Here is a 23,745-nt window from a genome sequence, read left to right as displayed (position 1 = left end):
TAAATCCCAAAACTTGTCCGTAAATACTTAAATTTTTGTTTATTCGTGTATTTACGAACAAGTCTTATTTTGAATGCCAGTGATTTACATGTTTTTATTTCAGTGACATCTCTACTCTGGTTACATGCTCGCTTTCAGGAACATCCGGACCTGTATAGTAGTATTCCACCGATGTTCCGGTTCCATGATACCCCTTGGTTTTGATCCATTCCATCATTTCGTTATATAATTTTGCCAGCTCGTCATAAGTCCCACGGTGAAGACAAAAAACTATCTTTTCTGCAGGTAATCGAATTGATTTGATCTCCCCTTTTCCGGGTAATGCTTTTGCCAGCTTGAATCCGATCGTCATCCTGATCGTCTTTTCATTCAAACTTTCAAAATCCGGATAAGCGACAAAAGGAATATCTGTAGGTATCTCGCCGCATTCTTCCATATATGCCGCAATTTTCATAAAACTCTCACCGATTATTTGCGACATTCCATTCATATCAGTTGTCGCATCAATGGTTAATGCAGGTTGTTCTGCTTGTTGCAGGAGCATGATTTCCGAAATTTTTGCCATAACATTTATATTTTTATGCTGATTAATATTTGATGACTTCAGGATTTACCATGAGGTCATTAACAAAAATAACCTGATCATTCAAAAAACTGTTGTCCGGAATAGTTATCTTTCATCGATTGAACTTTCAATAAAATGTGCCGAACTGTTCTTGTTTGACTAGAACCAAAGTCCTAAGTTGGCAGAAAATCCCGGCTTACAATACTCTTTTGAAAAATGGAGTCCGGCGCCAACGTCAATAGGACCCAATATTGTTTTTAGGGCAAAATTTGCACTTGCCCCTCTGATGGTCATATTTTCATTGAATTGAAACCTCTTGTTGCCCTGATACAGTTCATTATATGAGAAGGTGAGAAAGTGGTTTTTGAAAAGCCTGAATCTGACCCCTGCTTTCAACACAGTAGCCTGCTCTCCGGCGATGGTAAACGGAGGCATTCCCGTTAATGGAAGGTGATTTTCGAAATAAATGGAATAACCTTCGCCTCCGACCAGGTTCGATTTAATATGCGGGTAATGCTCATTCAGTAATGACCTGTTATATATATCAAACAAAAATGTAGTTCTCTTTCCGGCAGGAACCGCCGACCGGAAATTCACCAGTATGTCATTGCCGAATTCTTTTTCACTCCTCAACGGTGTATAAATCGAATATTTAATAAGGAAACTTACCCCTCTGGTCGGAAAATAAAAATTATTCAAATTATCACACTGGAATGAAATGTAGCCATTTGCCATCACTTCTGCTTTATTTTTCAAGTCAGGAGGGATATAATCGGATTTATAAAAGGTATTTTTATTAAAATAATCGAAGACTGTTCCTACACTTAAGGTCAATCCGTTATTCAGTCGTCTGTCAACATAAACGGAAGCGCTTGCATGAAAAATATCGGAAGAAAATTGCTTTTTTCCATCCTGAAAGAATCTGTAATTCTGGTATTTAGCTTTCATCATGAATCCCAATGTAGGAAAGCCGATACCTTTGGTTTCAGCAATCATGGTAACTCCCGGATTGATAGATAGTTCCGCGCCGGATGAAAAATATCCGATGGTCTTGGATATATCTTTGCGGGTAGCATTCAGGAGTACTGCGGCAGCATCGGTTGTATTAGCTTTAAAACCAATGTTTAATGAAATAGATTTTTTAGGAGTAATATTCAGATTCAACGTTTTTCCGTTTTGATTATCATTAAGGCTGAAATAAACGCGTTCAAAACCATCCGTACCGTAAAGCCGGTCAATTGATGCCTTTATTTCTTCATAGGAGTATACACCGGGAATTTCAAGTGACATCTTATGAAGGATGATGCTTTTATCTATTTCCAGATCATCGGATATGGATATCTTCGTGATTTTCCACTTTTCAGATAAAACCAGTTTCTCTTTGTTGTTTTCCTTGCAAAGTCCATGTTCTGTTTTCAGTTTCCGGAGTACTTCCCTGAATGAATCAGCTGCAGCTATCCCCCGGTTAATTAAAGTGTCTGCGGCTGCATGATTGAAACTCGCTACCGAATAACCCGTTATGTCAGGACGAATAGTAATATCACAAAGGGCCTTGTTCAGCGAATCTTTTTCCATTCCCATAAAGCAGACAAGTTGTCCAAGTATCCCAAACATAGATTGAAAATCTTCTTTTCCGGTAAAATTTCCGGTCACATCAACACCAATGATAATATCCGCCCCCATATTTTTAGCGACATCTACCGGGAAATTATTCACAACACCACCATCTATCAGTAATTTGCCGTTTCGTTCCATCGGATGGAAAAAACCCGGGAAAGCCATACTGGCGAACATAGCTTCCGGTAAGAAACCATCGGTCATTACTACTTCCTCGCCTGTTTGTATGTTGGCTGCTACACATGCATATGGTATCGGGAAGGATAAAAAATCGGCATCAACAGGTACATTAGCCGTCAGTCCGCAAAAAAGATTGATCACATTTTGCCCCCTGACCAGTCCTTTGGGAAGTGTCAATGCTCCTTTTGCACTCTGTGGCAATGATAGTTGATATCGTTGACTAAGGGTCTTTTCATTATAGGAAAGTTCGGTTCTCAGTACAGCGTCACTTAATAAAGATTCCCATTGTATCTTATGGACAATTTCCATAATTTCATCGGCATTATATCCCAGGGAATAAACGCCACCGACAAGACTTCCCATACTGGTACCGACAATAATATCAACAGGAATACCTTCCTCTTCCAATACTTTCAATACCCCAATGTGCGCAAATCCTTTTGCTCCTCCTCCACTAAGAACCACTCCAACTTTAGGTGCGGATATTTTTTTTTCGATATCGGAACCGGCTACAGAAAACGGAAATAATATGATTAACAGAAGCCAGTATTTATTTTTTTTTCTTGTCATTTCAAACTCTGTCTATTCATTTGGTGAAATTATTAAGGAAAAAAGGTCTTTGGCGGAAAAATATCCTGAACTGATATTTTCAGGTACTGAAATGAATAAATTGAACAACCGGATTTTACTTACTAAAGTATCGGAAGCAAAGCGATTCGAAAATCCGGAGTTGATATTAATAAAAAAGATAAGGATTACAGGAGTAATAACGGTTATCGGGAAGAAAAGTTTGATATTTGTTTTTTTATATATTATCTTCGCATAAGATTGCTAAAAATACAGAAGCATTAAGAATAAAATGATTAACCTGAGTTGAACACAGCCGAATAAAATTGAAAATATGGATAAGAAAGGATTTAATATCGCTGTCTTAATTGATGGAGATAACTCTCAGCCAAAACTCTTTCAAGCCATTCTCGAAGAAGTTTCAAAGTATGGAAAAGCGACCATAAGAAGAATATATGGCGACTGGACATCCAATCAAATGAACGGATGGAAAGAAGGTCTGAATCTTTATTCTTTTAATCCTGTACAAAAGTTCTCCTATACTACCGGTAAAAATTCCACGGACAGTTCTCTGATTATAGACGCTATGGATATCCTCCACGGAAAAAATGTAGACGGGTTTTGTATTGTATCCAGTGATAGTGATTATACCGGTTTAGCGAAAAGGATACGGGAAGAGGGTATATTTGTAATGGGAATCGGGGAAAAGAAAACACCTAGTGCTTTTATCCAATCCTGTGAGATTTTCACTTATCTGGAAAATATTGCTTCAACTGAGGATATCAGTGAAATCGGAAATCTGAAATTATCTCCTGAAAAAGAGAATCTTCAGCATAAAAGGGAACAGTTGGATATTGCCCTCATTGATAAAGCATTTAATATATCTTTGGGAGAGGATGATGAAGTATATATTGCCCAGGTAGGTTTAAGTTTACGGAAAATCGATCCTAGTTTTGATTCACGTGCTTATGGATTTAAAAACTTAACCAAGCTTTTTGAAAGTATAAAAAAATACGAGGTCGTGAAAAATGTGGTGAATGGGCTGAATCAACCTTTGGTTAAGTTAAAGTAACGGAATGAATATTTTTTGGTTATTTTGGGACACTATGGTTTTCCTGTAAATATATTCTGTAAAAAAGTAACAGGTTTTTATGATTTTATTAAACGCAAAAAAATAACTGCAAAGTATTGTATTATAAATAGATTCAATTTATATTTGCATGATCAATCTTATTTATTACAACGGTGGAAAAAGAAAAAAGGAGTGGTACGCGCACTAAGAAGAAACTCATCAGCAAACAAAAATTTATTAAGGCTGTTGGTACGGTCCTCCGTAAGGAAGGATATCAAAAATTAGGTGTGAACAGGGTGGCGGAAGTTGCAGGAGTGGATAAATCATCTCTCTATTATCATTTTGGTAGTTTTGATAATCTGCTGGAACAGTATGTCCTTGCCAATGATTATTGGCTGGGTGTATTTCAGGAGCCAATTAACAACGATGGAAAAAATCTGATCGAATCGGGAAGGGATATGATCATAAAGCAGTTCGAAGATGTTATGAAGAACGAAGAATTGCAGGCTTTCCTTCTTTGGGAATTATCGGAAAACAAAGGGATTCCTAAATATATTGCAGGGCTTAGGGAGGAAATGGGACGTGAAATCCTGCATAGTTTCAATAAATATTTTGAAGGATCGGATGTCGATTTTGAAATGATAGCTGCCATTCTAGTCTCCAGTATATATTATTTGGTATTACACCGGAATCAATCCAGTTTTTGCAATATCGATATCAGTACATCAAGAGACCAGAAGCGATTAAAGAATCTGATCGGTAAGATTACAGAATTGCTTATTCCCAGAGGATCAGAAAAAGACTAGTTGGCTTAACTTTTTCTTTGAACAACATAAGAAACCACTTCTTCTAAAGCAGTTGTAACATCACTTTGCGGAAAGCTGTGTATAATATCTATGGCTTTCCGGCTGAATTCATCCATTACCTTGTAGCAATAAGTCAATCCTCCGTTTTGGACGACAAAATCAGTGACCGTTTTTAGTTTTTTTGAATCGGATGCCGAACTGTTGATCAGTTTGATGATTTTTTTCCTGTCATTTTCGGGTGTCTGCTCTAAGGCATAGATTAAAGGAAGTGTATATTTTTTTTCTTTGATGTCATTTCCTGCAGGTTTTCCTACAAGCCCAGTCGGTAAATAATCAAACAAATCATCTTTGATCTGAAAAATCATTCCCAGATATATTCCGAATTGTTTCATCTTTTCTATCTGTTCAGGGTTTGCACCGGTTGATTGAGCTCCCGATTCGGTACATGCAGCAATAAGTGTCGCCGTTTTTTTACGGATAACCGTGAAATACTCTTCTTCAGTGATATTCTGTTTACGGGAATGTTCCAGTTGTAATAATTCCCCTTCACTCATTTCTTTTACGGCCAATGAGACAATTCTTAGCAAGTCATAAGCCTGATTTTCTACAGACACCATTAATCCCCTGGCCAATAAATAATCTCCAAACAACACTGCCGTTTTGGATTTCCAGAGAGCATAGACAGAGAAAAGTCCACGTCTTTCATTGGCATCATCCACTACATCATCATGTACCAACGAAGCGGTATGTAATAGTTCCACCAATGATGCGGCAGCATAACTTTTTTCTCCTATTTCCCCGAATAATTTCGCCGAAAGAAAAACCAGCAAAGGACGTATTTGTTTCCCTTTTGTTTTTAAGACATATTGTGTAATGAGATTCAGTAAAAAGACATCACTTTTAAGAGACTGTTTGAACTGACGGTCAAATGCTTTTAGCTCTTCTGCGATAGGTTGTTTGATTTTATTTATACCTGACATATAAAATGATTCAGAGAACAAAAATAAGAAATACTTATGATTCATCATGATTAAAATGTTCAAAGATTGTTTTCATCTGTAAAATTACATCTTTTAGCTGTTGTTCAATTTTAGAAAATATAAATAAATCACTTTATATAAGCGTGTTAAAATTATTGGTTTTTTAAAACTAATAAAAATAGTTAAAAAACTAAATTATATAGTTTGAAAACTAAAATTAATAGTTATACTTGCATATTATTTATCATTCATTATTTATCATTCATTATTTATCATTCATTATTTATCATTCATTATTTATCATTTATCATTTATCATGAAACGTCTCACGGCTAAAGAAGAAGAGATCATGTCATTTTTCTGGGAAAAAGGACCATTGTTTGTAAAGCAGATCCATGAATATTATGCGGATCCGAAGCCACATTACAACACATTATCAACAGTTGTAAGAGGACTGGAGGAAAAAGGGTTCCTTAGTTACACCGCATATGGCAATACTTATCAATATGCCGCATCAGTAACGGAAGAGGAATATAAGAGGGCGACTCTGAAGAATGTAGTTACCAAGTATTTTGATAATTCATACAGAATGGTTGTTTCAACATTGATTGAAGAGGAAGCGTTGTCTATCGATGAACTAAAAGCTTTGATCCGTGAAGTGGAAACAGGGAAAAGTGAGCAAATAGGCCACAGTCAAAGAAGAGCTGGTCAATCCAAGCGATAAATCAAATGCCATGAAAAATACGGTCATTATATGCTTATTATTGATCTGTTCAGGATGTTCCCAGGATCTGAAAAATACTAAAAAAGTGGCTGATGTCTATACATCCGGAAAACATGAGATCGTCGTTTGCGACCGCTCCCTATTAAAGGATACGGTGATACTCCCGTTAAGTTATTTCACGGAAGAAATGCAGATGGTGAAGTTAGAGAACAGCGAACATGCATTGGTATCTACCAATTCCGTCATTATTGGTGAAAAATATATTCTGGTAAAAGGTTCGGGGAATAATCCATATAAACTGTTTACCAGGGAAGGTCGGTTTATTACCCGGATAGGCTCTTATGGAAAAGGTCCCGGCGAATATCGAACGACAAATGATGAGATAATGGATGAAAAGAACAACCGCATTTATATTTTCCCATGGGGAACACAAACTATTCTGGTGTATGATTTAACCGGTAAAATCCTTGATCCGATCCGGTTACCAATGAATGTATCTAAAGGAAAGCTTTTTGTTGATCCTTCCGGAACAATGATTTCTGTGATTGCCATTCCCTGGATGGGGAGCCCATATGTAGCCTGGACCCAGAAAATGTCGGGAGAAATCATCAGCAGTATTGCTCCCGGGCATCTTGCCATTGATCCGCGTGATGCATCGGGCGCCTTTACCGGCTATAACAACGATGTGATGACCAGTAAAAACACATCATCCATGGATGTATACTTATTTGCATATGAATCCCGTCAGGATACGTTGTATCATTATGATACAGCAACCAACCAATTGATTCCCAGGTTTACCATGAACTTTGAATCCCCTAAAATACCTATTCATTCTTATGTAGAACTGCCGGACCATTATTTGGGAAATTTGGCCGAACTGAAAATCATTAATGATCATCTCACGGATACCCAGAATAATACATTTTTCTTTGTCGAAAAGTCAACTTTAAAAGGTAGTTTTTTCAAACTAAAAAATGATTATTTCGGTGATCTGGAAATAGGAGGGCCGTCATATGCTTTTTCTAACGGATATTATGTAAGGAATTATGATCCAGGGGATTTATTGGAAGACCTGGAAAAAGTGCTTTCAGGCAAAAATATCACTGAAATTATGCGTCAGAAACTGACCCAACTCAGAGATACAGTGTCAGAGGGAGATAACAATTATATTTTCTACGCAAAATTGAAGAAATCATGAATACTTTCTTTTTATACGTCATACAGTCGACAATATGTTTAAGCTTGTTTTATGGTTTGTATGTCCTTTTACTGAAGCATGGTACTTTTTTCCGGTTTAACCGGTTTATATTACTCACTATTATACTGTTGTCCATGGCGATGCCTTTTATTCGTATTCCGGTCAGTGAAGGAGTTATGATGCATTTACCTATTAAACAACTGGAAGAATTGTTTCTCACAAATGAAGTAGTACATACTGTTATGCAAACGGAAGAAAGTCATGGGATAGTAGAGCAGGGGGCATCCTCATCCGGACTTTCTGCAAATATATATGTATGGGTATATATTATAGGGGCTGTTATTTCTTTTTCTTTTTTTATATTCTCTATAGTACATGTTTTAAGGATCATCTCTTCGGCCAACCGCGTTTTATACAGGGGACGGAGAGTATTGGTTTCTCCGCTGAAAGTCAGTTCCTTTTCTTTTGCAGGATGGATTGTCCTATCGGAAATGGATTACGAACGGTTTGCTACAGAAATCATTGCCCATGAAGAGATCCACCTTCGTAAAGGACATTTTGGAGACCTGTGTCTGATAGGTATCGTATGTATTATCCACTGGTTCAATCCTTTTACATGGTTAGTAAAACGTGAAATAAAAAACCTGCATGAATATGAAACAGATCGTAGCGTAATATCACAAGGTATCAATGCAACCCAATACCAATTATTATTAATCGAAAAAGCTGCTGGCGCAAGCCGTTACTCTGTGGCCAGCAGCTTTGCCCAAAGTAAAATTAAAAAACGGATCAAGATGATGAACAAACAAAACACCCGCACCTGGGCCCGGTGGAGAGCCTTGCTCTTTATTCCGTTGGCTGCACTCTTATTGCAAGCCTTTGCCCGTCCCGAAATTAAACGGGAACTGGAACAAATTTCAATGTTCAAAGTTACAGAAAATACGCAGGAAAAAACGAACTGGACAGAAGAAAAGTTTCTTGAAGAACTTCGTAAATCCCTTCCTGTTGATATCAGCAAAAGCCTGGGCCATGAAGAAACATGGAATTCCGTTGTCCGGGCTTATAAGCTTGCATATGGTGGAAAAATGGATAAGAGCATAGGTATGTATATCGCCATGAATAAATCCGGAGATATTTTGAAGGACGGTAAACGTACCTCTATGGAAGAATTGCCTGCTTTTATCCTTTCGGCTTTGGTGGCCGAAAAAGAAAGGAATTTTTTCAATGAAATTGCCCGGATCAATATTGGAGGAGAGGATTTTGAAGTGATTGTTAAATACATCATCATCGAAAGTGATGAAAATGTTCTCCCGGAGAAATATTCACAGTTGTTGAATGCAGTAGGTAATGTGTATCAAAATAAGCGGAATGAAATGTCATTACGCCATTTTCAAAAGGAGTACATAGCCTTAAATACAGATGATAGAAATATGATTGATCGTCTACTTCCGGTGATTGTGGACTGTCGAAAAAAGGCGGTCAAAAGTGATGCTTCAACTGTAAATGTCACTTCCTCATCCAAGGACCCATCTAAAAAATATGGAACATTTGGGACATACCGGTCAGAGGAGACTGGTAAAACAGTTAATTTTGAATATAATACCAACTTTTCAACCGACGAAAATTCAGGGATAGTAGAATCGGAAATGAAAAAAATAAATAATTACGAGATCATGTATAATGGAAAACCAGTACTATTTAAAGATCTTCAACTTCCTGATTACATGGAAAATGCTTTAATATATCTTGCAAAGGTAGGAAGTCCGGATTATAAAATGTCGATCATGTTAGCCAAAAAATTTGAGGATAATGGTTATAATTTTATACTGAATGGAAAAAAATGGAATCCTAATAAAAGTATTGATATATCCGATATCAGTAGTATAGTTACTTATGCTCCTGATGAAGCCATCAAACAATATGGGGATAAAGCCCGGAATGGTGCGATGGTAATTAAAACCAAAGAATAGAAACCAGGTATTGGGTTGCATCATACTGAAAGGTTTTATTGCCAGGGGATCAATTCACTTTTTTCAATTTGAGGGACATTAGGCTTACTGCATTTCTGTCGCCCTCCTGTAAGGTAACGGTTATTTTTTGCTTACCGGATTTTCCTATATTTAACCAGCCAAACGGAAAAGTATGATAGATGGCTGATGAATTTTGCTGGTTTTGTATCTTTGTCCCTGTTTCACTCTCAATGGTCCATACCAGTTTACCTTTTCCACTATAGGTTAATTCAACCATATAATCACCCGCTTCTTTAAAATTGATCTCCCAGATAGCAGCAGATCCCTCTTTCCATTGATCGATCTGCATGACATGTTTCCATTCACCAAATTTTTCCATCCATTGTTTTTTATTCTTCCGGCAATTCTTTGTTTCAGCAAAATCAGCAGGCAAAATCAGTGGCATGTACGGGTCAATTGCCTGGGTGGTTTCAACTTTTGCCTTATCTTTCAGAGTTAATTCAACCACAGAGACCAGTTCTTCGGGTGGAATGCATGGTAATTCCAATATTGTCCATCCCTGTTCCTTACTGAATTTTAGTTTAGAACGTTTTTTTCCGGCAAGTATCTCCACTGACACAATATCTGTTTGTAGTCCGGGCAGGTAGATCTTTCCTGAAGCAGGCCATTCATAAACGGATAAAAAAAGTTTTTTGTCTTTTACGGTTATATCTCCCCAGGGTAAAGCATGTTGCCATGGAGATGCATCCGTACCATATACGACCTGAGGGTAACGGTGTATCCATTCCCCGGATTTTCGTAACGAATAGGCTGCCTGCTCGGGAATGCTTCCATCCGGTTTCGGACCTATATTCAGCATGTATGTACCACCCCGGGCCACAGTTGAAATCAGGCGCATCAATATTTCTTTGGGATTTTTCCAGTTCTGATCGTACCAGGCATATCCCCATGAGTCATTGGTCACATCCACGGTTTCCCATATCCCATCGTGGTTCCTGACTGGTACTTCCATATCGCCTAAAGTTGTGTAATCACCCAATCCATGTCCCACTCTTCCGGAAATGTATGCCTGTGGCTGATTTTTGCGGACAATATCTACCAGTTGCTGTACTTTCTCACGTGAAATACGTCCCGGCGTATCAAACCACACCAGTTCAATGCGTCCGTATTGCGTGGTGATCTCTTCTACCTGAGGCAGGCATTTGTATTTGAAATAACTTTCAAAAGAAGCCGGATCATCAACACTTTCTTCCGGCATGATTGTTCCCTCCGGATTTGTCCAGTCCTGGTTATGTGAATAATAAAACCCGAATCCGAGTCCTGCATTTTTACATGCTTGTGCCAATTCTTTCATAGGATCCCGGGCAAAAGGCGTAGCATCTACTATATTGAACATATTTACCTTTGAATGGTACATAGAGAAGCCATCGTGATGTTTACTGGTAATGATGATGTATTTCATACCAGCATCCTTGGCTAACTGTACAATTCCTTCAGCATCGAATTTTACCGGGTTGAAATCTTTAGCCACTTCCATGTATTCTTTCACCGGGATATTGGCCATATTTTTATTCATGATCCATTCCCCGATACCATAATAAGTCTTTCCTTTCCATTCGTTAGCGATCTGAGAATAAAGTCCCCAGTGAATAAACATGGCATAATTACCATCGCGGAACAGTTGGCCTCGACCTGCATCCTGTACATTCAAACCGGAAATCTGTTCACCCCACATCTCATTCATCTCTTGCGAATAAGACAGAGGAAATATCATAATAAGAAACATGAAAAAAGTGATTCGTTGCATCATAGGAAAGAATTAAGCATTGGAATTAGCGATTAAGCCGTACAAAAATAAACACTTTTTTCAAGTTATCATTCTTCTCAAACAAAGAGGGTTGCTTCCTTTCCGGAAGCAACCCTCTTTGTTTCTAGATATAATGTCGGTTAATCTATCGTTTGTGATAAAAATTTTCCTTCAAAATTAAATTTCACATCCCAACCGTTGGACATATCCACTTCATATCCGTATGGTTCTTTATCGATACTGAAAACGGAGGCATTTTCATGATTCAGGGTCAGATACTCGGAGATAGTTACCGGGAGTTGATCCAAAATAGTTGCCGGAAGAGGATTTCTGTTTCCATCGATATCATTCCAGTTTCCATTCAGATCGAATTCAACTTCCATTCCATTGGAAAGGTAAACATCATAGTTGTCGTTGTCTTTTTCAACCCTTGTTTCGGTAATACCTGCAAAATAGGTATTGAGAAAAGCCTGTGCGGTTTCCGGTAAGTCGCTTTTTGATATTACCTTATCATCATCCTTATCACAGGATGAGAATGCAAAACCACTCACCACCAGTGCAAAAATTAAAAGATTTGTTTTCATTTTTTTAAATTTTTATAAATTAGTCATTCCATTCTTTTACCAGGCTACCGTCTTCTTTGACAATAAGTTTCATATCAGGCATTTCATTATGTTCTATTTCTACCTTGTAAAACACTTCAGTTCCCTGATATATGATATTAACATCTTCGATTTTATATTTGTGATATTTGGCCATTACGGCATTTTTCACGATAGACGGTAATTGTCGCGGCGAAAGGTCATATGTATACATCAACAGATTTCCCTTATTATCATAATAAGCTTTGTAATCCGTATATTTAACATCGAATTCTACTTCATAGGTATCACCACCTACTTCCCATTCTATATCCCTTGCGTTAGGAAAATCTGTCCGGAATTTCTGGAGTATTTCAGCACTCGGTGTGGTATTTCTTGAGTGGGCATTTTGGAAATCAGTGATCATTTTCCCGATCTCTTCGTTACTGTAATTTTTTGTGATAGTCTGTGCATTTAGCTGAAATGATAAAAAGACAACTAAACTTAATCCAATTAACTTTTTCATGACTTTTGATTTTATTGAAAAATATTTTATTAAATTCATAATACAAAAGTCAGAAATGATTCTGAAAAGAATTGGGAAAATCTTAAAAAATGAATTATTTTATAGTTAAAGTCGTAATGTGTTGATTATTATATTTATGCGAAATTTCGAAATGGTATAGGTCGGCAATTGATTTTACAATCGAAAGCCCTATTCCGGAAGATCCGGGAAGATGATCACCGGTATTATATCGTTCAAAAATATCTACATTGCTGTCGATCTTCTTTCCGGTATTGGAAATTACCATCTGATCATCTTTGATGCATATGTCGATGTTTCCATTTCTAATATTATGGGCAATGGCGTTTTTTACCAGATTGGTGATCATGATATAAGCCAGGTCTTCGTTCATGATCGATACTGGGTCGCCTTCCTTGCGGATATTCAGGGTTAATCCCTTGTGTTCGATCAATTCCTGGAATTCATCAATGACGTTATCAAAAACATCTGTAAAGTGTATTTCACTACCCTCGGGAAATTGATTGTTCCTTATTTTGGACAGTAATAATAATTGCTTGTTCAGTCGTTTCATTCTGTTCAGGATATTTAACACATGGCTGATCTCCTCCATCTGTTCACGACTGAGTGGTTCATCCATTAATAATTCCAACTTTCCGATCACAATGGCCAAAGGTGTTTGCATTTCATGAGAAGCGTTTTCAATGAAATTTTTCTGCTCATTATACACACGGATATTATTGTCTAATAATTTTTTCACCGATTTATTCAGCTCGGAGAATTCTTTAACAGATGTGGCCGGAAGATCAATGGTTTGTAACTGATTTAATTCAAAAGTTTTTAACATTTCCAGTAAATGGTAAAAAGATTTTGTACTATTCCGGATGATCCGTTTACTGCCAAAAATAAAAGCGATAGCAAGACTTAACCATAAGGCAAGCAACAGATAGAGCATATTTTTTATCAGGTCTTCGCTTTCTACCGTAGATGTAAATATTTTCAACAGGTAATATCGCTGATTGGATTCACAATAGAAAGCGGAAACCAGCATCCTTACTTCTTCATCTTCCAACTCTGTTGCAAAATATACTTTAGTCGTAATAAATTCATCTACTATGTCTTTGGCCTTATCATAACTGATCTCTTCCAGGATCATATTGAGGGGATCGTGTTTGGCCATGTCCGTTACATATTGCGCATCCTGATTGGCCCGGACAACCAATTCCTGTCTCAGGTTACTCAATCCCTCATCGATCCCGTCATATATCTCCATCATCTGAAATACAAAATATACACCTGCCCATACGGTGAATATCAGTATGAAGATGAAGGAAAGCTTATATGACAAAAGATCGGCCAGTCTCATAAGATCATTTTATAACCAACACCATAAATATTTTCTAAGGCAACACTAGCCTGATTGTCTTTCAGTTTTTTCCTTATATTTTTTACCTGCGCATAAATAAAATCAAAATTATCTGCCGTATCAATGTGGTCCCCCCATACATGTTCTGCCAGCGTTTCTTTGGTGATCAAACGATTCAGGTTGGTGACGAAAAAAGACAAAATGTCGAATTCTTTACGGTTTAATTTTAATGGCTCTCCATTTATATTTACTGTTCTTTCATGAAAATCTACTTCCATATTACCCAATACGAGTATATCTTTTCCATCCTGTAGTTTTCTCCTGAGTACTGCTTTTATCCGGGCATGTAGTTCGGCCATGTGGAAGGGTTTGGTCAGGTAATCATCTGCCCCCAGTTCCAGTCCAATAACCTTATCGTCGATGGAATTTTTGGCAGAAATAATAATGACATTGGACTCAATTCCTTCTTTTTTCATCTCGTCCAGGATTTTTAATCCACTTCCTCCTGGCAAAGAAATATCCAGAAGAATACAATCATATTGATACAGGAAAACTTTCTCTATGGCAGATGCATAATCGGTCGCTTTTTCCACAATATACTTTTCTGAAAGCAGTGATACTTCAATTGCTTTCAGCATCTCATATTCATCTTCGATTACCAATATCTTCATTTTAAGTCAATGATTATTTGGGAAACAAAATAAATTAATAAATCTGAAAAAAAACTGAAATAAAAAGAGATAGCAACTTATGCCTGATTGCTATTTTTTATCATCGTCCGTAGGGTGTCCGCTTCTTTTCGTATGGTGGGCAATATCTTTTTCATCCGTTCTCCCGGGGACAAGGAAGGGATATCTCCTTCAATGGGAAATTCATAATGAATAGATAACGGACCGCTTATGTTACATTGTTTTCTGATCTTAAAATAGGTATTGAAGTCCACAGCACCTGTTCCCAGAGGGACAGACCGTACTCCCCATTTTCCATTGTTGTCCTGCCGGAATGTAAAATCCTTAATACATACATGTTTTATGTGCGAAGCAATGGCCCGGTATCCTGACATCCAGCAGGAAAGTCCATCTGCAACAGCGTGACGGACATCATATTGACAACCTATGTGTTCCGGGTCAAGATCTTTGATGGCATACCATAAATCCCATACAGGGCTTCCCACAAAATTACCTACATGATTCTGATATCCACCTTGTAACCCGTATTTTGCATTCAACTCACCTAATGCATTGAGGCTCTTTTTTACCTTTTCCAGATTTTGTGTTGCATCCAGTTGTTCATCATACCGGTAATATCCAAGCCGGTAATATTTTACTCCTGTATCAGATGCTGCTTTCAGGATCCGTTTTGTTACAGGATCAGAGACATCGGTAATGGCGGTTGCTATCATTGGAATGGTAAGCCCATGTTTTTGTGCGGCTTTTACTGCTTTAGGCAGGTCTTTTTCCACGTTATCCGGTAGAATATGCCCTCCGGGACGGACAGAAAGGTCAATACCCTCAAATCCGGCCTCAGAAAGAAATCCGGCTAAACTATCGTAATCCAGCCATTGGAAGATCTTGGAAAATGCACAAATGGTATCGTCTTCCTTAAATGTGTGTTTTGGGGAAGAATCCAGAGCATAAATATCTGTTCCCATCAAAAAAGGACTTACAAAAGCCATTGCGGTGGTCGTTCTTACAAATTCTCGGCGTCTCATGGATCAAATATTTTATTTAAAGCTACTGTCCGGATAAATGCTCTTTCATTTATCGGAAGTAAACACTTCTATAGCTTTTAGGATCATTGGATCATCCTGATTAAAAACCGGATAAAATCCGTTATCATCAAATATATTCCGGACAATATATGCAATAACCATGTTTTCAATTGCATTGCCTGATATTTTCAAATCCTTGTTATTTCTTTTAATGCCTTGTTCCGATGTATATTTGATAAACTGCTCCATAATACCGCCTTTACGGAGGTTTTTTTCCAGTGTTTGATAATCGGGAACATTCGACAATTCTTTCCTGTGGACGTCTGAATAATTGAGAGCAAACCGGTAGATCAGCCCACGTTGGATAATTTGTTCAAAATAGACAGAGTAATAGGATGTATCCACCGGAACGAAGATATCTGGCATAATTCCACCTCCTCCATATACTACTTTTCCTTTTGGAGTGATGTATCTGAGCGAATCATTGAAATGGATACTGTCGGCTTCGTTCATTTCTCCATGTAATCTTCTTTCTCTTAATTCATTGTAATATTTCTCCAATCCCCCGTCATAAGGTTTTTGTATGGAACGTCCGGTTGGAGTATAATACCTGGAAACGGTGATACGTATCGCAGAACCGTCATTGAGTTTATGTTGTTCCTGTACCAGTCCTTTCCCGAAGCTCCTTCTACCGATAATCGTACCCCTGTCATTGTCCTGAATGGCACCGGAAACAATTTCGCTGGCTGATGCGGTAATTTCATTGATTAAAATAATGAGTTCAGTATCAGCAAATGATGAATTTTTTGCTTTGGAAAAATAATCATAACGGGGACGTTCATTTCCTTCCGTATATACAATTAATGATCCTTCGGGCAGGAATAATTCGGACATTCCTATTGCACCGTCAATAATGCCGCCGGAGTTATTGCGCAAATCTATGATTAGTTTTTCCAACCCTTCTGATTTGAGGCGGATAAGAGCATCTGTAAAATCCTTGATGGTGGTTCTGGAGAATGTATTTACCTTTACGTATCCGATTTCAGGTGTAAGCATGTAGGCGACATCCACACTGAACAGGGGAATTTTATCCCGGACAATATCGAAATAAAGCAGGTCTTTTTCTCCTCTACGGAAAATACCCACTTTTACTTTGGTTCCTGTTTTTCCTTTTAGCATTTTGACGATATCATTGCTGGACATTTTTATACCGGCAACAGTGGTCCCGTCTACTTCCACGATTCGGTCCCCGGCCATTACACCCACTTTTTCAGAAGGGCCTTTAGGGGTCGTATTAACAACTATTATCGTATCATTCAACATATTGAACTGAACGCCGATTCCTGAAAAATTCCCTTCAATCGGTTCATTGACTGCTGCAAGTTTTGCTGCAGGGATATATTGGGAATGTGGATCTAGTGTTTTTAACATTCCGGTAATGGCATCTTCTTCAAGTTGATTGCTGGAAACACTATCCACATATGAACTGGTGATCAGATCTAAAGCCTGTGTTACCTTATTGTCAGGCCTATAGAACAAAAGTCCACGATTAGATATGCTACCGGTCTGAGGCCTTGATCTTCCGAAATGGATGCCTGCAAGTATGCCGATAACCAACACTAATGCTATGATGAGCGGAAGTAGCGCATCTATTTTTCTGTTTTTTATCTCCATTATTTTTTATTGCTTTCTGTATTACCCATAATTTCTGAAACCTGTTCCATACCGAAATCACACTCAACGTATGTGACTTTGATACCGGCCCGTTCGAGTAAGCGGATTCCGTCATCAATGCGGTACTTTTCACAGTATACAACACGTTTTATTCCCGATTGGATGATTAATTTGGCACATTCCAGGCAAGGGGAGGAGGTGACGTATAGAGTAGCTCCTTCACTGCTATTGCTTGATTTGGCTACTTTAGTAATGGCATTTGCTTCGGCGTGTAATACATATGGTTTGGTGACGTTGTTTTCATCTTCACAGATATTTTCAAATCCGGAAGGTGTTCCGTTATAACCGTCGGAGATGATCATCTGGTCTTTGACCAATAATGCACCTACCTTACGGCGTTTGCAATAGGAGTTTTGACTCCAGATGCGTGTCATTGCAAGGTATCTCCTGTCAAGCAGGTATTGTTTATCATCCATTTTTTTATTTTCACTGGCTGAACAAAGATACCAAAAATATTGAATGAGTTATTTATTTCCGATGCGTATGCGGGTTCCTCCGGTTTGTCCGCTACTTACTCCTTCAGGACTACAGATACGTATTTCATCTACACCGTTGTGTAATGCCGCAAATGCATTCTCAAGCTTGGGAATCATTCCTGCCGTAATAATACCTTCGTCTTTGTATTGATCAAAAAGCTTTTCATCCAGGAAATCAATCACCGAATCTTCATCCGAAGGATCACGGAGCACCCCCTTTTTTTCAAAACAAAAGACCAGGCATACCTTGTAATATCCTGCCAATGCAATGGCAACACCGGATGCTATGGTGTCGGCATTCGTATTCAGTAATGAACCTTGTCCGTCATGTGTGATGGGAGCCATTACAGGGGTTAGTCCCGAACCGATAAAACGGCTTAATTGTTCGCCATCGATATCTTTGGTATCGATGTCCCCGACATAACCATAATCGACATCCCTGACAGGGCGTTTTTGTGCCGGAATGATATTGGCATCCGCACCTGAAAGTCCAATAGCATTACAGGTATATTTTTGCAGGGATGCAATGATGTTTTTGTTGATCAGTCCGGCATAGACCATGGTAACAATGTCCAGTGTATCACGGTCGGTGATGCGTCGTCCATTCACCATTTTGGGCATGATCCCCATCTTCTTCATCAGGTCGCTGGCCAGCTTCCCACCACCATGCACCAGAGTCTTCGGTCCTTCCCATTTTGCGAAATCCTGTAAGACCCGGTCGAGCAGGAGGAGATTATCGATTACGTTGCCGCCTATTTTTAAGAGAGTTAAATTTTCCAATGTTTTCTAGAATAGAATTATTAAATAATACCAATCAATTAATGTTATAACTAATGAAGGTAATCAATTTGATCAATGAGATTTTAAAAATAATAAATAGCACTGAGTACCTATAACCGTTTTATAACATAAATATCAATAAGTATTCACACATATTTCATCATTCATCATTACTCGCTGACGCTTATTAGGTCTCTTGCGCTAAGTTCATCATTCATTATATAAATGACTTAAAAATATTCAATAATCAATAATCAATAATCAATAATCAATAATCAATAATCAATAATCAATAATCAATAATCAATAATCAATAATCAATAATCAATAATCAATAATCAATAATATTACGCCAGCGACTTTTTCAAACTGTCGATGAAAACATCAGCTTGTTTTTTATTCAAACTAAGCGCCGGGAGTATACGCAATACGTTTTTGTTGGATGATGCTCCCGTAAAGATCTTATATTCATTGATCAATCTGGTACGTAGGGGAGCTATGGGATCTTCGAATTCCATACCAATCATTAAACCTCTGCCACGGATATTCTTGATTTGTGGAATAGTTTTTAATTGCCGGATCAGATAATCTCCTGTTTCCCGTGCATTTTCGATCAGGTTTTCCTGTTCCATTACTTCCAGTACGGCGATAGATGCAGCACAAGCCAGGTGGCTTCCGCCAAAAGTGGTGCCTAACAAGCCATATTTGGCCTCAAATTCAGGATGGATCAGGACTCCTGCCACAGGAAACCCATTTCCCATACCTTTGGCTGTGGTGATGATATCGGGACGGATATCGGCATACTGATGGGCAAAGAACTTGCCGGTACGTCCATATCCGGATTGTATTTCATCCAGGATCAGGACCGTATTGTATTTTTTACAGGCCGAATCAAGCGCTTTTAAAAATTCGACATCAGGGCAATAGATTCCGGCCAGACCTTGTATACCTTCAATAATTACAGCGCTGATATCACCTTTGCTTAAAGTATCCTCTACAGCTTGAATATCATTCAGAGGCAGATATGCCACATGGTCCCGGTTATTGATAGGGGCACTGATATTGGGATTATCCGTTACAGCAAGTGTTCCGTGTGTCCGGCCATGGAAAGCAGCGCCAAAGCTGATCAGTTTCTTACGTCCGTTCCTGAATGAAGCCAGTTTTATGGCGTTTTCGTTTGCCTCGGCACCGGAATTGCATAAAAACAAATTATAATCGTCATAACCGGAGATCCGGCCCAGTAAACCGGCCAATTCCTTTTGCTGAGGGATAATAACAGAATTCGAATAAAATGCAATTTTTTGTAATTGTTCGGTAATGCGACGTACATAAACAGGGTGGGTATGTCCGATGGAAATAACAGCATGTCCGCCGTATAAATCCAGATATTCATTACCTTCTTTGTCATAGACATAACATCCTTTACCCTTTACCGGTTCGATGTTAATGATGGGATAGACGTCGAATAAGTTCATTGGTTTTGATTTTTATCAGTTATTGCATGAATGGTTTCAATTATTTTTTCCTGTTGAATAATATACATACCCAATCTCGTATCTGTTACACCTTCTTTCAGTTTATAAGTATAAACGGGCATACCGTTTTCACTTTTGATTTCTAAAAAACAGAACAGGATATTGTCCTTTTCAGTGAGCCTTTCAGCGATCTCGACAATATGTGTCGAGATCGCGAAAAAGCAGGATTTTACTTGTGAGAAAGCGGAAATGACCGCCAGAGATCCTTCCAGTGCATCCTTTACATTGGTACCCCTGAATAGCTCATCGAAGATCACAAGCATATTGCGGTTCGACTTCATACTTTCCGCTACTTTCTTTATTCTTAATACTTCGGAATAAAAATGACTGTATCCGAGGTTCAGGTTATCCGGAATATTAATGGTAGTGGATAACCCGGATAATGTGCTTATCCTCACCTTTTTTGCCGGTACGGGAAAACCACAGTGGGCAAGGTAGGCAATTATTCCAATGGATTTCAGGAATGTTGATTTTCCGGCCATATTCGGACCGGTAAGAAATGCAAGATTACTCTTGCTTGTAAGGGTAACATCATTGGTGATTGCCTGTTCGATCAAAGGATGAAATAACCCTTTGATATCTAATATTTCTTCTTGCGAGGTTAGTATTTCCGGAAAACAAAAATCGCGTTCAGAGACCATTCTCGACATTGCCTGGAACACATCGTATTCATAGGTCACATCCAGAAGGAACCGTAAGGGCGCTTTATGGCTGTAACGGAAAGCATGGTCGAATTTTTCCAATGCTACCGGATTTATTTTGTTCTTATTTTTGTAACCGAGTATTTCTTTAAATACCGGATCATTGAATAACCTCAATACATCATTATTGTATTTTTTTATCAGGCCGGGGCTTTCAATTTCTTCGAATTTTCGGATATGCCGGTGCCATGAATCCAAGAAATCGATCAGGTAAACAATACCTCTTTTCTTAACATAGAATTCATTGCTTGGTTTTAACTTATTCCTGATTGATTTTTCTATTGCCTTTAAAGAAGAAAATTTTGTCGGATAATCGCTTTGGTTCAGGTAATGTTCGATGAAATCAAGCATCTGGCTATCCGTATCTAACATGAGATCATTCTCAGTAAAAAAACGTATCGCAGCAATCCGGTTATTGAGTATTTCAGTATCGCAGGCAGGATTGTTCAACATCCTGTACAACCTGTCGCTTCCTCCTGCTGTAAGAGTGAGGTCGAGAAAGCTGGACAATGATTTTTTTTGTTTGCCGGATTGAAAAATCTCCAGATCATTGATCGTTTGATTATCTACTGAAAATACCATAAATAAAGATTTCCGGATATTTAAAATACACTTGCTTTAAGCGCTAAACCTGTTTTTTCATCCAGTCCGAACATCAGGTTCATGTTTTGAACAGCTTGTCCGGAAGCGCCTTTTAAAAGGTTATCGATTACAGAAGTGATCAATACCTTATTGTTATATTTTTCGATATGTAACAAACATTTGTTCGTGTTGACCACTTCTTTAAGACTGATATCATGATCGCTGACGAAAGTGAAGGCAGCATCAGCATAATACCCTTTATATAAACGGATCAATTCGGGAAGTTCCATTTCGGTCTGCATGTAGGCAGACAGGAAGATCCCCCGTGTAAAATCCCCGCGTAAGGGAAGGAAATTCAATTCAGGGATGACATTGCCTGCTGTTATTTCCAATGTTTTCCTGACTTCCTTTAAATGTTGATGGGTAAATGGCTTATATATGGAGATATTGTTGTTCCGCCAGCTGAAATGAGTGGTGGAAGTTGCAGCCTGTCCGGCGCCTGTTGACCCGGTGATACCGTTTACCTGAACTTCATTGGTAAGTAATCCGGATTTGGCCAACGGTAATAATGCCAGTTCGAAAGCGGTAGCAAAACACCCCGGATTTGCAATAAATCCGGCTTCCTGTATTTGCGGGCGGCTACATTCGGGAAGGCCATAGACGAATTCCCAACATTGATCATCTTTGGTCTGGAAAAACTGGTTGATCCTGAAGTCCTGGCTCAGGTCTATAATTTTCGGATGACGTTCGAATGATGTATTGTTTAAGAATTCCAGGGACTTTCCATGTCCTAAACAAAGGAAGATTACATCTGCATCTCCTATTTCTCCGGTGAAAACCATATCCGTATCACCGAAAAGATCGCTATGTGCTTCATATATTGGTTTTCCGGCATGGCTATTACTATGGATATAACTAATTTCTACTTCCGGATGATGCAATAAGATACGGACCAGTTCACCGCCCGTATATCCGGCTCCTCCGATAATACCTGCTTTGATCATTTTTTATTCGTTTAAATATCTGGTGATTTGCTGAAAATAATACAATAATACACTGTCCCGCAAAAATAATGTATTTTGCGTAGGGAACAGAATGCTTTTAAGGATAACGGTATTATTCCTATGATTTTTTTCCGTTGGATTTTGCTGTGGTCAATCGTCGGAAACGTTCCAGGACGTTGAAGCTTTTGATAAAATTGAACTTTTCCTCTTTGGCCGGGTCATAAAGCATGCCGGTACAAAGGCACATACGCCTGTTATTACGTTGTAAAATATCATAATTAACACAGGCTTCACATCCTTTCCAGAAAGCATTATCGTCGGTTAATTCGGAAAAAGTGACAGGTTTATACCCTATTTCCGAATTTAATTTCATGACGGCCAGACTGGTGGTGATACTGAAAATTTTAGCTTTAGGGTATTTTTTACGGGAAAGTTCAAAAATTCTTTTCTTAATTTGCCTGGCCAGCCCGCTTTTCCGGTATTCCGGATTAACAATTAACCCCGAATTAGCCACAAAAAGTTCATGGCTCCACGACTCGATATATGAAAAACCCGCGAAATGCTGTTGTTCATCTAGAGCAATAACAGCTTTTCCCTCACGCATTTTCCTTTCGATATATTCCGGGGAACGCTTGGCAATACCAGTACCGCGAACTTTTGCCGATGCTTCCATTTCTTTACAGATCTCATCGGCATATTTACAATGTTGCTCGCTGGCTACTTCAATAATAAACTTCATTTGGAAAAAATGATTATCGGATTGTTTTAATTAAGATAAAAAGCTAAAAGATGAATGATTGCGTTTATCGATAACGCTGAAAAAATTCATTACTCCCTTATCGGGCATCGGAACAGGCATCGGAATCGATAACTATAGGATGTCATCTTTTTAATTAAAACTTTGTTAACCATTTTGTTACACTAGATAAGTTATTCTTTTTGGAAGGACAAACATAATATATTTTTTACAAATATCATGCATTTATTAAAAATAGCTGGAAATTAAGCACTCAGTACTATTTATTGTTCTCTTAAGCCGCATTGATCAAATTGGTTACGTTAATTAAATAAGTAGATGTTCATAATTAGTTCACATTGTCCTATATTCTGTTTCTCCGCTCATACAGTGGTGTTACACTTGGGAGGCCTGACCTTCCGGAAGCGGGCACCAGTCCTGCAAAGTGAAGGGGCAAGCCGGAAGCTGTCTGAGCCGTAAGGCGAACTTAGCGGAGCGATCTCACCGAAGGTAGTTCTTCCGGCGTC

Annotated in this window: 21 protein-coding genes; 5 read left to right on the top strand and 16 right to left on the bottom strand. The window is 38.4% G+C overall.

Annotation, left to right across the window (positions count from 1 at the left end):
* Positions 1–94 precede the first annotated feature (94 nt).
* Complete coding sequence (locus LBQ60_01715) at positions 95–565, bottom strand: GyrI-like domain-containing protein (protein MDR2036621.1); 471 nt, start codon at positions 563–565, stop codon at positions 95–97.
* Between the two features lie 159 nt (positions 566–724).
* Complete coding sequence (locus LBQ60_01710) at positions 725–2,932, bottom strand: patatin-like phospholipase family protein (protein MDR2036620.1); 2,208 nt, start codon at positions 2,930–2,932, stop codon at positions 725–727.
* Between the two features lie 331 nt (positions 2,933–3,263).
* On the opposite strand from LBQ60_01710, the gene LBQ60_01705 reads away from it, so the two are divergent.
* The gene (locus tag LBQ60_01705; GenBank protein MDR2036619.1) at positions 3,264–4,001 is read left to right on the top strand and encodes an NYN domain-containing protein; all 738 of its coding nucleotides are present in this window, start codon (positions 3,264–3,266) and stop codon (positions 3,999–4,001) included.
* A gap of 173 nt (positions 4,002–4,174) precedes the next feature.
* Positions 4,175–4,807 carry a TetR/AcrR family transcriptional regulator gene (locus tag LBQ60_01700; GenBank protein MDR2036618.1) on the top strand — a complete coding sequence of 211 codons (633 nt, stop codon included), beginning with the start codon at positions 4,175–4,177 and terminating at the stop codon, positions 4,805–4,807.
* 5 nt (positions 4,808–4,812) lie between these two features.
* On the opposite strand, the gene LBQ60_01695 is transcribed toward LBQ60_01700, so the two are convergent.
* Positions 4,813–5,787: a polyprenyl synthetase family protein gene (locus LBQ60_01695; GenBank protein MDR2036617.1), complete on the bottom strand. Its 975-nt coding sequence runs from the start codon at positions 5,785–5,787 to the stop codon at positions 4,813–4,815.
* 316 nt (positions 5,788–6,103) lie between these two features.
* Between LBQ60_01695 and LBQ60_01690 the strand changes: the two genes are divergently transcribed.
* From LBQ60_01690 to LBQ60_01680, 3 genes are read left to right on the top strand one after another with little or no spacing between them, the layout of a single operon-like run.
* Positions 6,104–6,511, top strand: coding sequence for a BlaI/MecI/CopY family transcriptional regulator (locus LBQ60_01690; protein ID MDR2036616.1), 408 nt, complete (start codon positions 6,104–6,106; stop codon positions 6,509–6,511).
* Between the two features lie 10 nt (positions 6,512–6,521).
* Positions 6,522–7,712 carry a 6-bladed beta-propeller gene (locus tag LBQ60_01685; GenBank protein MDR2036615.1) on the top strand — a complete coding sequence of 397 codons (1,191 nt, stop codon included), beginning with the start codon at positions 6,522–6,524 and terminating at the stop codon, positions 7,710–7,712.
* The gene (locus tag LBQ60_01680) at positions 7,709–9,682 is read left to right on the top strand and encodes a M56 family metallopeptidase (protein ID MDR2036614.1); all 1,974 of its coding nucleotides are present in this window, start codon (positions 7,709–7,711) and stop codon (positions 9,680–9,682) included. The genes LBQ60_01685 and LBQ60_01680 overlap by 4 nt, the downstream gene beginning before the upstream one ends.
* A gap of 49 nt (positions 9,683–9,731) precedes the next feature.
* On the opposite strand, the gene LBQ60_01675 is transcribed toward LBQ60_01680, so the two are convergent.
* The 13 genes from LBQ60_01675 to LBQ60_01615 all read right to left on the bottom strand — a co-directional run bounded on the left by LBQ60_01675 (position 9,732) and on the right by LBQ60_01615 (position 23,155).
* Positions 9,732–11,456: an alpha-L-fucosidase gene (locus tag LBQ60_01675; protein ID MDR2036613.1), complete on the bottom strand. Its 1,725-nt coding sequence runs from the start codon at positions 11,454–11,456 to the stop codon at positions 9,732–9,734.
* 173 nt (positions 11,457–11,629) lie between these two features.
* On the bottom strand, positions 11,630–12,073 hold the full coding sequence (locus LBQ60_01670) for a PepSY-like domain-containing protein (GenBank protein ID MDR2036612.1): 444 nt from the start codon (positions 12,071–12,073) through the stop codon (positions 11,630–11,632).
* A 19-nt stretch (positions 12,074–12,092) separates the two neighbouring features.
* A complete protein-coding gene (locus LBQ60_01665; protein ID MDR2036611.1) occupies positions 12,093–12,596 on the bottom strand; it encodes a PepSY-like domain-containing protein in 504 nt (167 codons plus the stop codon).
* Positions 12,597–12,690: 94 nt separating this feature from the next.
* Positions 12,691–13,959 (bottom strand): HAMP domain-containing histidine kinase, encoded by a 1,269-nt coding sequence (locus tag LBQ60_01660; GenBank protein MDR2036610.1) that lies wholly within the window; start codon positions 13,957–13,959, stop codon positions 12,691–12,693.
* Entirely contained in the window at positions 13,956–14,630 is a 675-nt protein-coding gene (locus tag LBQ60_01655; GenBank protein MDR2036609.1) for a response regulator transcription factor, read from the bottom strand. Before LBQ60_01655 ends, LBQ60_01660 begins: the two co-directional genes overlap by 4 nt.
* 77 nt (positions 14,631–14,707) lie before the next feature.
* Positions 14,708–15,670, bottom strand: coding sequence for a sugar phosphate isomerase/epimerase (locus tag LBQ60_01650; GenBank protein ID MDR2036608.1), 963 nt, complete (start codon positions 15,668–15,670; stop codon positions 14,708–14,710).
* 45 nt (positions 15,671–15,715) lie between these two features.
* Entirely contained in the window at positions 15,716–17,344 is a 1,629-nt protein-coding gene (locus tag LBQ60_01645) for a S41 family peptidase (protein MDR2036607.1), read from the bottom strand.
* Positions 17,344–17,820: a dCMP deaminase family protein gene (locus LBQ60_01640; protein MDR2036606.1), complete on the bottom strand. Its 477-nt coding sequence runs from the start codon at positions 17,818–17,820 to the stop codon at positions 17,344–17,346. The genes LBQ60_01645 and LBQ60_01640 overlap by 1 nt, the downstream gene beginning before the upstream one ends.
* Before the next feature lie 48 nt (positions 17,821–17,868).
* Positions 17,869–18,660 (bottom strand): acetylglutamate kinase, encoded by a 792-nt coding sequence (gene argB / locus LBQ60_01635; protein MDR2036605.1) that lies wholly within the window; start codon positions 18,658–18,660, stop codon positions 17,869–17,871.
* 347 nt (positions 18,661–19,007) lie between these two features.
* The gene (locus LBQ60_01630; GenBank protein MDR2036604.1) at positions 19,008–20,135 is read right to left on the bottom strand and encodes an aminotransferase class III-fold pyridoxal phosphate-dependent enzyme; all 1,128 of its coding nucleotides are present in this window, start codon (positions 20,133–20,135) and stop codon (positions 19,008–19,010) included.
* Entirely contained in the window at positions 20,132–21,478 is a 1,347-nt protein-coding gene (locus tag LBQ60_01625) for a hypothetical protein (protein ID MDR2036603.1), read from the bottom strand. The genes LBQ60_01630 and LBQ60_01625 overlap by 4 nt, the downstream gene beginning before the upstream one ends.
* 20 nt (positions 21,479–21,498) lie before the next feature.
* Positions 21,499–22,482, bottom strand: coding sequence for an N-acetyl-gamma-glutamyl-phosphate reductase (gene argC / locus LBQ60_01620; GenBank protein MDR2036602.1), 984 nt, complete (start codon positions 22,480–22,482; stop codon positions 21,499–21,501).
* 118 nt (positions 22,483–22,600) lie between these two features.
* On the bottom strand, positions 22,601–23,155 hold the full coding sequence (locus LBQ60_01615) for a GNAT family N-acetyltransferase (protein MDR2036601.1): 555 nt from the start codon (positions 23,153–23,155) through the stop codon (positions 22,601–22,603).
* Between the last annotated feature and the right edge of the window lie 590 nt (positions 23,156–23,745).

This window comes from Bacteroidales bacterium, assembly GCA_031275285.1.
Classification (GTDB): Bacteria; Bacteroidota; Bacteroidia; order Bacteroidales; family UBA4181; genus JAIRLS01.
This window is presented reverse-complemented; position numbering and strand designations above follow the sequence as displayed.

What these genes read in the sequence shown, in the direction of transcription:
- LBQ60_01625 (MDR2036603.1), bottom strand. Translation starts at nt 21,478, where the DNA reads ATGGTATTTTCAGTAGATAATCAAACGATCAATGATCTGGAGATTTTT.
- LBQ60_01715 (MDR2036621.1), bottom strand. Translation starts at nt 565, where the DNA reads ATGGCAAAAATTTCGGAAATCATGCTCCTGCAACAAGCAGAACAACCT.
- LBQ60_01705 (MDR2036619.1), top strand. Translation starts at nt 3,264, where the DNA reads ATGGATAAGAAAGGATTTAATATCGCTGTCTTAATTGATGGAGATAAC.
- LBQ60_01680 (MDR2036614.1), top strand. Translation starts at nt 7,709, where the DNA reads ATGAATACTTTCTTTTTATACGTCATACAGTCGACAATATGTTTAAGC.
- LBQ60_01695 (MDR2036617.1), bottom strand. Translation starts at nt 5,787, where the DNA reads ATGTCAGGTATAAATAAAATCAAACAACCTATCGCAGAAGAGCTAAAA.
- argC (MDR2036602.1), bottom strand. Translation starts at nt 22,482, where the DNA reads ATGATCAAAGCAGGTATTATCGGAGGAGCCGGATATACGGGCGGTGAA.
- LBQ60_01670 (MDR2036612.1), bottom strand. Translation starts at nt 12,073, where the DNA reads ATGAAAACAAATCTTTTAATTTTTGCACTGGTGGTGAGTGGTTTTGCA.
- LBQ60_01640 (MDR2036606.1), bottom strand. Translation starts at nt 17,820, where the DNA reads ATGGATGATAAACAATACCTGCTTGACAGGAGATACCTTGCAATGACA.
- LBQ60_01665 (MDR2036611.1), bottom strand. Translation starts at nt 12,596, where the DNA reads ATGAAAAAGTTAATTGGATTAAGTTTAGTTGTCTTTTTATCATTTCAG.
- LBQ60_01655 (MDR2036609.1), bottom strand. Translation starts at nt 14,630, where the DNA reads ATGAAGATATTGGTAATCGAAGATGAATATGAGATGCTGAAAGCAATT.
- LBQ60_01685 (MDR2036615.1), top strand. Translation starts at nt 6,522, where the DNA reads ATGAAAAATACGGTCATTATATGCTTATTATTGATCTGTTCAGGATGT.
- LBQ60_01630 (MDR2036604.1), bottom strand. Translation starts at nt 20,135, where the DNA reads ATGAACTTATTCGACGTCTATCCCATCATTAACATCGAACCGGTAAAG.
- LBQ60_01690 (MDR2036616.1), top strand. Translation starts at nt 6,104, where the DNA reads ATGAAACGTCTCACGGCTAAAGAAGAAGAGATCATGTCATTTTTCTGG.
- LBQ60_01650 (MDR2036608.1), bottom strand. Translation starts at nt 15,670, where the DNA reads ATGAGACGCCGAGAATTTGTAAGAACGACCACCGCAATGGCTTTTGTA.
- LBQ60_01660 (MDR2036610.1), bottom strand. Translation starts at nt 13,959, where the DNA reads ATGAGACTGGCCGATCTTTTGTCATATAAGCTTTCCTTCATCTTCATA.
- LBQ60_01710 (MDR2036620.1), bottom strand. Translation starts at nt 2,932, where the DNA reads ATGACAAGAAAAAAAAATAAATACTGGCTTCTGTTAATCATATTATTT.
- LBQ60_01645 (MDR2036607.1), bottom strand. Translation starts at nt 17,344, where the DNA reads ATGGAGATAAAAAACAGAAAAATAGATGCGCTACTTCCGCTCATCATA.
- LBQ60_01615 (MDR2036601.1), bottom strand. Translation starts at nt 23,155, where the DNA reads ATGGAAGCATCGGCAAAAGTTCGCGGTACTGGTATTGCCAAGCGTTCC.
- LBQ60_01675 (MDR2036613.1), bottom strand. Translation starts at nt 11,456, where the DNA reads ATGATATTTCCTCTGTCTTATTCGCAAGAGATGAATGAGATGTGGGGT.